This is a genomic window from Photobacterium kishitanii (assembly GCF_000613045.3).
In the GTDB taxonomy this organism is placed as follows: Bacteria; Pseudomonadota; Gammaproteobacteria; order Enterobacterales; family Vibrionaceae; genus Photobacterium; species Photobacterium kishitanii.
Window position 1 is genome coordinate 2,725,686 of sequence record NZ_LN794352.1, and the last position, 13,234, is coordinate 2,738,919.

The following is a 13,234-nucleotide window of genomic DNA, read 5'->3' on the forward strand; positions in this document are numbered from 1 at the left end:
TACCGTCCACCAGCATCCACACATTTTGGTATTCCACGTGGTATTCCAAGCTTTTTGGAGTACAATTTTGGAATACCATTAGCAGCGGAGGCTAGTCACCATGGGCACTAAGGCAGTACGACTCAACCAAAAACAAATCGAACACGCTAAACCAAAAGAGAAAGATTATGTACTCTCTGACGGTGACGGCTTACAACTTCGTGTCCGTACCAATGGCTCTCGCCTATGGAACTTCAACTATCGCCAGCCTCTTACTAAGAAACGAGTAAATATGGGCTTTGGTGCTTTTCCTGAACTCTCTTTAGCTCAAGCAAGAAAATACACCATAGAAGCACGATCTCTCGTTTCTCAAGGCATAGATCCTAAAGAATATCGTGAACAACAAAAATTAGATGATCAAAAAGTTAGCAAGCACACACTAACTAATGTTGCATCAGATTGGTTTGAATTAAAGAAAGAAACAATCACTCCTAACTACGCTGAAGATATTTGGCGCTCATTAGAAAAACATATCTTTCCTAAACTGGCTAACACTCCTGTTTCACAAATTACAGCTCCGATTATTATTAGCATTCTTCGACCTATTGAAGCCAAAGGCAGCTTAGAAACTGTAAAACGTTTAACTCAGCGCCTTAACGAGATCATGAACTACTCGGTCAACTGTGGCTTAGTACTTTCTAATCCACTTAGTGGTATAAAAGCGGCATTTAAGAAGCCAAAGAAAGAAAACATGGCATCACTTAAACCTGAAGAGTTACCAGAGTTAATGAGTGCTATTGCTAACGCTTCAATAAAACGCACAACCCGTTGTTTACTTGAATGGCAATTACATACCATGACACGCCCCGCAGAGGCTTCAGGGGCTCGTTGGGATGAGATAGATCTAGATACTAAGATATGGTCAATTCCACCTGAGCGAATGAAGAAACGTCGTGAACACCGTATTCCATTGACTGAACAAGCATTAGCTCTACTTGAAACAATGCAGCCCATTAGTGGGCATCGTGAGTTTGTATTTCCATCAGATAGAGATCCATTAAAACCGTGTAACAGCCAAACGGCAAACATGGCTCTTAAACGAATGGGCTTTGCGGGAAGGCTGGTTAGTCATGGCCTACGCTCACTTGCAAGTACTACGCTTAACGAGCAAGGCTTTGAAGCTGACTTAATTGAAGCTGCATTAGCGCACGTTGATGATAATCAAGTACGTAGTGCTTATAACCGTACTGATTATTTAGAAAGACGTATTCCAATGATGAGCTGGTGGAGCGGGCATATAGACGAGGCTGCACAAGGCAGCCTGTCTGTGACGGGAATGAAACAGTTGAAAGTAATCTAGTTAACTTATTGCAGGACTTTTTATAGACCTATCATCGACCCTGTCCCAAAATCAGTGTAATTGCCTATCATTAACTTAATCATATTAAGGATAGGTAATTATGACCAAGCAAGAACTTGAAGCCTTTGCAAAGGAAGCTGCAAAAGGTTTGAAATCTCATCAAGATCTCCTCGATTTCAGCCAAATGCTCACTAAAATCACAGTTGAAGCTGCTCTTAATGCAGAACTTGATGAACATTTGGGTTATGAAAAAAATCAGAAAGACACCTCAATAAACTATCGAAATGGTTCATCAACTAAGACTTTAAAAACAGAAGATGGGCAATTTGAACTCGATACACCAAGAGATCGTGAAGGTAGTTTTGAACCACAATTGGTTAAGAAAAATCAAACACGTTTTACATCGATGGATGACAAGATTCTAAGTCTCTACGCTAGAGGCATGACAACACGTGATATCGTTGATTCGTTTAAAGAAATGTATAATGCAGACATTTCACCAACACTAATATCCAAAGTTACTAACGCCGTCATTGACGAAGTCAATGAATGGCAAAATAGACCATTAGACAGTCTTTATCCCATTGTTTATTTAGACTGTATTGTGGTTAAAATCCGTCAAGATAACCGTGTAATTAATAAAGCGGTTTTTCTCGCTTTAGCAATTAATCTTGATGGAGAAAAAGAATTATTAGGTTTGTGGTTCGCTGAAAATGAAGGTGCTAAGTTTTGGCTTAATGTCTTAACTGAATTAAAGAACCGAGGCGTTGAAGATATCTTAATTGCTTGTGTAGATGGCCTTAAAGGCTTTCCTGATGCAATTAATACTGTTTATCCAGAAACACATATCCAACTCTGTATCGTCCACATGATAAGGAACTCACTACGATTTGTATCCTGGAAGGATTACAAAGCAGTAACCGCAGATTTAAAACGAATTTATCAGGCAGATACTGAAGAAATAGCACTTATAGAACGAGATACTTTTTCAGAACGTTGGGATGAAAAATATCCTCAAATATCAAGGTCATGGGTAAATAATTGGGAAAATTTAAATACGTTTTTCAGATATCCAAAGGATATCAGAAAAGCGATTTATACAACGAACGCTATTGAGTCACTGAATAGTGTTATTCGTAAAGCGATTAAAAACCGAAAAGTATTTCCAAGTGATGACTCGGCTAAAAAAGTCATCTATTTGGCAATTCGTTCAGCATCAAAAAAATGGTCGATGCCAATTCATAATTGGAAAGCAGCGATGAACCGTTTTATTATTGAATTTGAAGACCGTTTAAAAGATCACCTGTAAAAGGTAATTACACAGAATTATTTACAGGGTCCTATCATCATAGGTAAAATCTCTCACAAAGATGATTTTCCCCTTAAAAGGGTTCTAACGTTGAACCCTTTTCCACAATCTCATTCTCTAATTATTATTACATCACTTATGACTCATTCCAACCTGAAGTCATCAATTCGCTAAAGTAGCGTCGCGACAAAACATTTGTACAATCCCGCCAATTTTTATCTGAAGGTGACATTGTTGATGTATATCGAAGATCAAAACCATTAGCTTTCTTTTGGGCATTGATATATTCATCCATTTTCTCACCCAAAGTCTCGATATCTTCAATCCATTCATCTTTAATTGTATCTGGTAAAGAACCGAATAAACTGTATCTATCTTTCATACGTTCAGAAAGTTTTTCATAAACTTTCTCATCAACAGTTTGCTCGTTGACCAAATTCAACATATCAACTTTATCGCGTACTTGACCAAAACGTTTTATACGACCAATTCTTTGTTCGAGCTTAGTCGGATTCCAAGGTAGATCGACATTTATCAATGTGCCTAAAGTTTGTAAGTTCAAGCCTTCACATGCTGCGTCAGTAGCAACCATTATTTCTAATTGATGTTCTGCAACCATTCGCTTTAATGTTTCACGCTCAATATTTACACTATCACCTTTTTGGTATAATCGGCTCCGCCCTGCACCTGCGTATAATCCTACAGCTTGATCTTGATATCTATCCGCTAATGCATCGGCAATCCATTTCGCTGTATCGTAGTATTGACTAAAAATAATTACGCCATGTTTAAGCCAATCCTCCAGCTCTAAGTAATGCAATACTGCGCGAAGTTTTGGATCTTCATCAATACTTTCGAGCCTCAAGATCATGCGCTCCAGTACAGCTTTCTCTTCAGGGCTTTCAACCTTTAATTCTATATCTTGCTCATCACTTTCCTCTTGAAGAGTTCGACCTTCAAGCAACATTCTTGCTGTATTCAACCCTGCAACAATACTTGAGCAAATTCTTTGCTCCATCAGATTCTTCATAAAACCACTGCCCTTTCCGCTTTGAGCAAGTGCTTTACCAAAATGACGTGCTTCAGTATAAGCTTGACGAAATTCTTCACTCGTTCGTAGAGCCTTCCCTTCAAATAAACTGCTAAATTTATGTTCTTTTTTCACTAATTTTCTATCAGGATGAACATCAACACCAATACGAGGAAGTAGATTAGCATCTTCCAATGTTACACGTTTACGTAACACTATATGACGAACAAATGGGTTCTCTCTCTGAAAGAAGCTAGCTCCTGCAATATCTCGATCAAGCTCATCTTCCAAATAATCTCTAGAGTCTTCTGATAAATCTGTTATAGGGTTTTTAATATCCGATTTTCGATCATTTAGCAGTTCAAGATCTTCTCGTATCGAACGAAATAACTTTCTCGAATGTTGATCATTACTCGAATCGACCATAGGCAAAGGTGAACGTAACAACTCCCAAGCAAAACTCGGCTCACTGACATGTTGCTCACCGGATAAAATAGGTAAGACTTCTTTTGGTCGATGCCATTTAGCCAAATTATTCCCTAACACAAAATTACCATCGCCTTGATGTAATATTCCCATTAAATCCCATAGGTCTTCAGGTCGAGTTTGAATTGGTGTTGCTGTTCCTAATAAGACATGGTCTGAACGTTCTGCTACATCACGCATAAAAGCAAGTAACTTATTATGGGTACCTGCATCTTTTCCAAATCCTTGTCTACTCCTTGCTTTATGGGCCTCATCTAAAATAGAAAGACCAAACCGGAGCCCTAATAAATACTCTTTTTCTAAAGACTCTTGCATCATTAAACCAGTAGATACAATGCCTATTCGTAAAGGACACTTAGCTATAAACGATTGTCCCGTAGGTGAAATCACCCGCCCATCTGAATCAATCCAAGCTTTTTTTTGTGTATGCCACCGAGCACAAGGAATACCTAACTTATCTATCATTTCAGTTTGCCACTGCTCACACAATGTAGCAGGAGCAAAAATAATAACAGGCTTTCGTTTTTTGTTTTCTTTATCACTAAGAAGGCAAAGACTAAGTGCTGCGGTCCCCATTGATAACGTCTTACCTAAACCAACTTCATCAGCAATAAGTAAACGTACGATGCCATGATTACGGTAATGGCGAATACACTCACTTACAAAACCTTGTTGCCAGGGTTGCAATGAAAACCCCTGACGATAAAGAGGCGATTCAATTAAAGCAGCAGGTGCTATATCATCTTCATCCTCGATTTCATCAAACACAATCTCTCGACGATAACCACGACGCTTTACTTCTCGAATTACAGCATCAGGCAATTGCCGAGCTGCATTCCATAAGTAATCGAATTCTTCCTCAATCCATGCGACCCCTTCAGGTGAATCATCTTCCCAAAGGATCTCATAGTGTCTTTGCCAACCGCGGCTTGTTTCATTCATTGAGCCAATGAAGCCCAGTTTACGACCATCCGCGCATTCAATCACTCCAGCCTTACCGTGAAGAAAGCCACATACGCTATCCGGTGCAACTCGAATAACTTGTCCATGTTTAGCTAAAAAGCTATCAAGTCTACGATAGCGATCACGGTTCAGTAATGCTTCTGACTCTATATCAAGCTCATTCCAACGACCAATCATTTTAGATTCACGTAGCTGGGCTATCTTCAAATCATCAGGATGAATATCCACATTACAGACAATTTTCACATCAGGGATTGCTTCTATAAGCTCATGAGCAACCTCAAATAAAGAACTCGTAAAATAACCTGCAATACGTTTATAACTACGTGCTCCTTTTAAGTTTTCAAGTAAAAAACTACTGTCTAACCGATGAGTTCGAGAAGAAAACCGTCTAATCGCCATTTCTTATTCTCCTTTACTCCGTCCTTGGAGTACTCCATCAATTAGTTACCTAAAGCACGCATATTTCGTAAACGAGCACCTAACACTTCCGCTACATCACGTGTAGCTTGCTCTGGAGCTTTGTTTTCGATGAACTTAAGTACATCAATTAGCAATCCACGAATCTCTATAAAATCAGGGAGAGCGTTCTGTAACTGATTGATAACTGTTTGAGGTTCTACTTCAGCTAACAACTGCTGTAATCCAATAATAAGCTGCCCCAACCAAGTTGGACCTATCTCATTACTATCTATTAAGTCACGAGATACAAACTCAGGAATACGTTTCAGTTGAGCATTATTTGCAGCCATACTTCCCATTACACTAGTGTAATCCCCAACACGGAATGCTTTAGCAAAGTTTTGATAATTATCAAGCTTACCCGCCCCGGTGGTTTCAATATCCATCATTCTTAAATAAAAACGTTGAATACCACTTAGTTTTTGCCACGTATCTATACCTAATCCTTCAGGGACTAATAAACTATTTGCCGCTTCTGCCGCTTGCTGAACAATTTCATCAACGACAGTTACTTCACCTTTTGTTCGAGGACGTAAGGCAAAAGAGGTTACGTCTTCACCGCCAATATTCGTATAAGATGTCAATACTTTAAGAGCCGCAGCATAACCTGCCATCTGCAAGTCTGAATCATTAAACACAGGCTCACCCATTTTATCTTTCACGTTATCGTTAAGATGCATCATGGTTTCTATTTGATTCTTCACTTCTGCACGCACAGCAGGTAATAATCGTTGCTTAAAGCCCATCTTTTCACCAGCAGAGCGCTTACGTAACATCAAAATTACAGTGCCTTGAACATAGCCGCCCTTTTTCTGTTCTGATGTGGTTTCAGTAGCAATATACCAAGCACCAACTACCTGCAATCCAGCAGCCCAAAATATGCCTACCATATCTGACCATACGCCAGTATCTTGGTGAGTAAACATCACGCATTGCATACCATTAGTTGGCATGTGATCTGCCATAGCTTTATAAGCATCGACCATTCCTTTACGGAAGTTATCACCAGAGCCTTTAATAGCCAAAGCGCGTCGAGAGTCCCATGTCCATTCATCGAAGGGCTTGGGAGGAGACTTCCTTAACCATGCGATAAAGAACTCTGTTATTTCATGATAATTAACAGCATCTGCGTATGGAGGATCTGTAATCCAATAATCACAAAAATCATCTACTTTTGATGCTTCTCTTGAAACGATACTCTTTTGAATACAATCCAATATAGGTTGTCTATCATGAATATCTTTTGCACCCTCAAAAACCGGTTCCCAATAAAACCAACCTCTAACTCCATAGTTGTACAGTGGATTTAATACTTGGTCAGAAAATGTCTCGATCACTTTAGGCATTCGCCCTGGCCCAGGGTATACATCAACACGACATAACCTACTACCGCGTTGTATTCCATCAGGTGAAAATGAAAGGACTGTCGCAAGATTTTTTGAATGCTGACGAGCTTTTCCTAGAAATAAAGCAATATTTATAAGTTGACGAGGGTTAAACATGTGATGCCAATATGTCCAGCCACGTTCTCGTTTTGGTTGATCTGTATTGTAACCAGATTCTATAGCCATATCAGATACCAACCCCTGCTCCTGCCAAGAAGCTAGGTTTTCTTGTACCAATTTTTTTACTATTAACTCTTTCTTCTCGTCTTCCTTAGAAACAGCAGTAAAAAATGTTTCTTGTCTTGGCTTACTTAGGGAGGCCTTTGTCATCCAGTGAATGGCATACAATCTTTCTTGAAAAATATCATCCTTACGTGGAATAAAATCTTCTTTACTCCACGCCCTCAAATTTGATTTAGTTATGCCTGCAGCATCTTTATAGTCACCTCTAAGAGTTTTAATCGGTGTTCTAAAAGTCTTCCCATCCAGTTCATAAACCATCGTTTGTTTTTGGATAGTTCCATTTAGCGCTTTACGAAATTCTTCATCACTTGCGTTATGTACTAAATCTATATTAAAAGATTTTGTTAATTTATTCGGAGTAAGAACAGCAATTACCTTATGGGCTTTAGAAATCACCCAACTTGGCGATAAAGGTATAAGCCATCCGCTTTCCGGACATCGCGCCTCCAAACAATAAAAGAAAGTTTTTGCTCTATTACCATCTTTATCATGTTCAATGCCAAGTTTAGTTATTTCTTGATCTACTAGTTTTACAACAAGCTTCTGATCATTTTCAATTTCTTTACGTGTTTCTTCTGGAGAACCAATAATATTTAGAGCACCCCATGTTAGCATGCATGCAATAGGGTTTAAGTCTGATGCACTGACATCACAACCAAGCCTAGCCGCTTCAAAAGGTATAGATCCCCCTCCTGAAAATGTATCACCAACACGAGGGCGACGACCAAAACGGAGAATCCCTAATTGCTCTATTAATTCTTGATGTGATTTAGCGTTAATGCCTAAATGCTGATAATATTCATTAATAATGTTCCAGGATGGCTCATATAACCATTCTTGTTTGACCTCTTCAGGTCTCTTACATAAAGTTGATTTAGCTTCATAACTATCTAAGCTGATAATATATTTTCTATACAGAGACAACTTATGTTCTAATTTAATATCTCGGCGCCATCGAATTGTAACTCCCAGTGTATCCAAATCTTTAGGGAACCCCCAAGAATCGACTTCTTCAGCCGTTAAATTTGAATCTTTAATCGTGTATGCAAAATACTGCCAAGGATTATTTATTGTAATACTGGTTGAAAAATCTTTAGGTTTAAGTACATTTTGTATCAGAGCTCTTCGTGAAAGACTTTCGTCATCAAAACCCATTAATAACTCAAATATTTCTAAATCTTTTTCGATATCATTTGATTGCGGTAACAAACTTCCTAGTACTATCGATCTCACTAAAATTAAGGGCTTACGGCCTTTCCAGTATGAACCCAAAGCAGTCATAGTTTGCCCAGCACCAGATTTTCTTTCTTTTTGTGCTTCAAAAGAAATTTTTTGTGCTGGAAATACTGCTTCTATAAGTGCTGGAGCATCTTTTAGCGCAAAAGGTTTTAGTTCTACCATTTAATTTTTATCTCCAAATAAAACGACCGTTAATTAACGGTCGTTTTATAATTTCTTAGGTACAATCAGGAAACGGAGCTGTTTTAGTCCCCCCTGTGCTATATTAATTAGCTTTTTTTCCGTAGCCTAACTTTTTAAGGCTACGTCCTTTTAGATCTCGCCATGCATCCATACCACTACGTGGATTACCAGCAATTACACAAGCAGCCAAACTCGGGCTCTTAAATCTGTACTCATGCACAAAGGAATAAACGTCTCCTTCCTTTACAAGAACCTCCTCTTCTAAAAGCTTCAAACGAAGCTCACGAATAGCAGGTCGTAACGATTTTACCTCTATGATATTTGCTGTAGATCCCTTTCCAACAACAAACTCTGGCTTACTCATTTCACCAACAGGGTACCCACTTGCTTTTGCTTGCTTGGCCTCAAAAAGGAAAACAATGCCTTCCTCTGCATAGCTATCTTGCATAAGCTCTATCTCTGACAATGAAGCTTCATCATCTTGGAATGAGGAGCTAGTATAGTTAGGCAGGGATTCATTTATACTTCCATCATCTTTCGAGTTGTTATCATCACGTGTAACTACACTTGAATCATTCTTCCTCTGTTTCAATGAATCAGGAGGTGAAACCTCATTGAGTTGACCAACTTGTTCTAAGTGTTCAGTTTGTACAATATCACCAAGAGCATGTCGTAACGCAATTCGCCAACCAACATCACGATCGTCCTTGTGCCCAGTACTCATTGCTGTCATCCCAAACAACCACCAGCGCTCTTCAGGTCGAAGTGCTAACCAATTACGAACGGCAACCGAGATATTATCAACATCCATACCCTCGACAGCCCAAGCGAGTACGCAAAGCTCTTTTCCTAATAGACGATCGACAACATTTTCACCAACCATCCAGGAGCTTGTTCTCAAATCATAACTTTTCAAACGAGCATTAAATGCACGTTGTACTTCCGCACGTATAGCTGTCCAGCAAGGACGTTCAAGAACTACGCGCTCAATAATTGATAACTCCTCACTTTGTGCTTGCATACCAAGATATTCATTGATTTCAACCTTGCCACTATTTGCCTTAGGAATAACAACCTTAAAGTGATGAGGATCGCTGGATGCAGGTACTCCAAAACCAAGCGTTGCACACTTAGGCGCATTTTGTTTTGTTGTTACCTTTGACATTTATTTATCCTCATCATTGTTTACATTTATCCATACAGGATTATTCTTCTTGCACTACATCACCAGGGCGAAGTTCAATCCCAGCCAACTTAGCAAACTCTTTTGCTTCATAACCATTCTCAAACTCTATACCATCGCTAACTTTAACCGTTACAGTAGCATCCGCTTCATTAAGTAGATCCCTCAGGCCATTTACTGATTTTTCAATCATAATGGCTGTAACCTGACGTTCTCCAAAGCGAATAGATACCGTATTTTCACCTTCACCGATCTCAATTCGAACACCTTTAAACTTAGTAGCTGCTTGATCTCTGAATCGATTAATGACTGAAAAAACCTTATCGGTATTATCGAGTGATACTCGTTTAGTACTATTTATACACGTTGGTTTAGTGTCATCTATTTTAACAGTTTTATCACCAACATGCGGAATAGAGAATTCAGCAGTCTTAGAGGCTTCTCCTGATTTTGCATAAACAGATAATAGTGCAGCCTCTGAACCAATATCAAATGGTACATTATACGCTTGCCCATCTTTTGGATTAGAGCCGTCCAACGTATAAAACATGTCAGCATGTGGTGTACATTGAAGCGTAATCTTTCGTTTATCAGCCAATAAGTCTACTTGATGTCTAACCTTTAAGTCTGCAACCCAACGAGTCGCTGCACCAGTTTCATACTTTCCACTAGGATCTCTGACCAAGAAATATAGCGTGCCTTCTGTAGTACTAAAGCTTTCACTATCTTCAACTTGCGCGTCTGTTTCTAAAACTTCAGGTTTAGTCGAATAATGGATTGCAGGACTATCACCTGCATTTCTTGGAGTAAGACTAAGTACTGATTCCCCTGTCTCTGGATGTGTACTAAGCAACGAGACATTGACACTTGTTTTATCTTTAGGGAATGGACCTTTCTCGATGTAACCATCTTCACCCTGTCGCCATCGACCTTGTTTCAGTGCTTCTGCTTTTAGTGTATCCATACCACTATTACCAGGCATCCAAGGCCAACCTGGATTACACTTAGCCCGAGTTGTTATATCTTTCCACGGAGCTCGTCTATTTCCAGCACCTAAAGGCCAAAGTTCAGCTTCAGCCATTGCAAAGTATTGATTAAAATCTTCTTTTAAATCAGATGCTAATTTATAATTTGCACGAGGATCTGCCATCAATTTATCTATTTGAACTTCAGCCGATTGCTCTCCATCACCTAATTTCAACCCATGATCAATGGTTACTTTAAGCAGACGTTCAGAGCCATCTAATTCATCTACACCAGGAAATAGAATGGTGTTATAAGAAGCTGATAATGCTTTTGCAAAACGCTCCTCCGCCTCTTCTAATCGATCTCGTGCTTCTTCAAATAAGGAATCACCCGATCTTAAACGCTTATTTATAAACTCTAATGCGTAAAGTTCACGCAACCTTTCTTCTACGGCATCAGCCATAATGCTGTCTTGTCCAGTCAGCACCAATAGATTGTTTTTTTCTTGCTGAAACTCAAAGAAATTCATTAGTTCACTAGGTGGCACTTTACCGTCGGGCTTAATGACAATAAGAACACGAGGGCCACTAAGCTTAAGCTCATCCATTCGTGGTAAAACTTGAACTTCTTGATAAGTATTACGAGTATTTGGTAGTAAGATCCCTTTCAAACGATTAATCAATGCTTGATCAATTTTAGGCTGAGGAACCTCTTTCGCACTACGCTCTATCTGACGAGACAAATTTTCTGTTTCTTTAATAAAGAAACGTTCATCTTCACGGTGTAAATACCACGCATGTTCACGCAGTTTTTGCATAGCTTCTAAGAATTCATCAGCTTTTCTATTAGGTGCAGCTAAAAACTCAATAATTTCACTTTCTGATAAACCAATACGTCCACCAACCGCACGAGACAATGACGAAGCTAACAAGAGAGTCATTAACTGAACCGCAGCATCGTTACTTTGCTCAGCATCAATACTTTCAGCAATTGCATCACCGCTATCTGCAATATCTCGTGTCACAGCAGGAACAAGATTAGGAGCGATTCTTTCAATCTCATCCTTGACTTGCTCATCGTTTAAATTGAGATGCTGGGTACCAATTAAGAATACATCATCAGTTTTTCGTTGGTCGACACTCTTAAGTAACCTAGCGGTAAATTGCATCAAACCACGAGTTTGACGAAAGCCTTCATTTTCCTTAAACAACGCAACGATATGTTTAAAAGAAGGATGGAACGGATAAGTTTCTCTAATTTGCTCCGTGATCTGTTCAATGCTTGAAGCAATAATGTAACCACCATCTTCAGCTTTTTTAATTTGCTGAGCGTACTCTTCTGCTATTCCATTAATCACTTTCTCGTCTGGCATTTCATCAACCAGACGTTTTTTTAGAATTTCATAAATCTCATTACCCGATAGTTGCACAGGAGTAATGGTCATAGATTGACGACGAGTTTCATTTTGAAGGTTAGAAATTGAATCCGCTAATGCTTTAGTCTGAGCTTTATAGCTACCGGAAAGGTTAGCCATAACGATACAGCAATTGGGTAGCTCTAAAGCTGCACTCATTAGTGTACTTAAACTATATACAACCATATCTGCTAATGTACCAGCTCCTAAAACATGCGTACTAGCAACATTCAAATAAGGTGGTAGCTCATCAATCATAATCAGCGTTGGAGTATCACCAATTATGTCTTTCCATTTTTGTTGGTCAACAGGCTTAGGCCCATTAACCCAATGCTCTTTGATCTCCTCTTCAGCACCAAGCTGTGTACAGATATCACCCCAAATATAATTATTAGGGTTATTTCGTCCATTAAAAGCAGCAATACGTGCGTTACCAAAATCTAAACGACTGTTAAGGCTTTCAGGTAAAATTCCAGCTCTTAAATGAGCATGCTTAGCAAGTAAGCCTAAGGCAATCATCATGTGGGTTTTACCGCCACCCATTGCTTGAGTAAGCTCAAAAACGGCTTGATCTGATTGACCAGAGAGCCTCAGCATCCCTTCCTTAAAAAGCTGCTCCATACCGTGAGTGACAAAGTTACGAGAGAAAAACTCACTTCCATCTCCTTCATCGGTAATTAGATCAGCCAGATTTTCAATCCCCTGACTCATTCTGTAATCCTGAATTACAGGATTGAAACAACATGCTTGCTTAACCGTTTTAATCATTTTAGTGCTCCTGATGCTGATCTAATCCTTGGAGATTCTCTATGGCTATACCGTTTTTTATACAATGATCACGAATCATTACTGCCATCATATTAGAGATAGAACGATGTTCAGTTTGAGCCGCTTTACGTAAAGCGTCCTTTAAACTAGGTTCAATTCGTATCGTTAACGTTGCTGTTTTGGTGGTAGCCATTTGTACTTTCTCTAAATGTATGCAAATGTACTGCATTTTACAGTCAGTAAAAGAATCCACAAAGTATTTCT

General features: G+C 39.1%; 7 protein-coding genes. 2 read left to right on the forward strand and 5 right to left on the reverse strand.

The features are described from left to right. Window positions 1-100 precede the first annotated feature (100 nt). Together PPBDW_RS12755 and PPBDW_RS12760 are read left to right on the forward strand one after the other, a co-directional pair. Complete coding sequence (locus tag PPBDW_RS12755) at window positions 101-1,339, forward strand: integrase domain-containing protein (RefSeq protein WP_036795916.1); 1,239 nt, start codon at window positions 101-103, stop codon at window positions 1,337-1,339. 100 nt (window positions 1,340-1,439) lie between these two features. Beyond that, window positions 1,440-2,648, forward strand: coding sequence for an IS256 family transposase (locus tag PPBDW_RS12760; RefSeq protein ID WP_036795918.1), 1,209 nt, complete (start codon window positions 1,440-1,442; stop codon window positions 2,646-2,648). A gap of 136 nt (window positions 2,649-2,784) precedes the next feature. Here the strand turns inward: PPBDW_RS12760 and PPBDW_RS12765 are convergent, their stop codons facing one another. The 5 genes from PPBDW_RS12765 to PPBDW_RS12785 all read right to left on the reverse strand — a co-directional run bounded on the left by PPBDW_RS12765 (window position 2,785) and on the right by PPBDW_RS12785 (window position 13,163). Beyond that, complete coding sequence (locus PPBDW_RS12765; RefSeq protein WP_036795919.1) at window positions 2,785-5,529, reverse strand: phospholipase D-like domain-containing anti-phage protein; 2,745 nt, start codon at window positions 5,527-5,529, stop codon at window positions 2,785-2,787. A gap of 41 nt (window positions 5,530-5,570) precedes the next feature. Beyond that, window positions 5,571-8,618, reverse strand: coding sequence for an anti-phage-associated DUF1156 domain-containing protein (locus PPBDW_RS12770; RefSeq protein ID WP_036795920.1), 3,048 nt, complete (start codon window positions 8,616-8,618; stop codon window positions 5,571-5,573). A gap of 103 nt (window positions 8,619-8,721) precedes the next feature. Further along, a complete protein-coding gene (locus PPBDW_RS12775) occupies window positions 8,722-9,804 on the reverse strand; it encodes an anti-phage-associated DUF3780 domain-containing protein (protein WP_036795922.1) in 1,083 nt (360 codons plus the stop codon). A gap of 40 nt (window positions 9,805-9,844) precedes the next feature. After that, entirely contained in the window at window positions 9,845-12,970 is a 3,126-nt protein-coding gene (locus PPBDW_RS12780; protein WP_036795924.1) for an anti-phage-associated DUF499 domain-containing protein, read from the reverse strand. A 1-nt stretch (window position 12,971) separates the two neighbouring features. Beyond that, window positions 12,972-13,163: a type II toxin-antitoxin system antitoxin gene (locus PPBDW_RS12785; protein WP_036795925.1), complete on the reverse strand. Its 192-nt coding sequence runs from the start codon at window positions 13,161-13,163 to the stop codon at window positions 12,972-12,974. Window positions 13,164-13,234 lie beyond the last annotated feature (71 nt).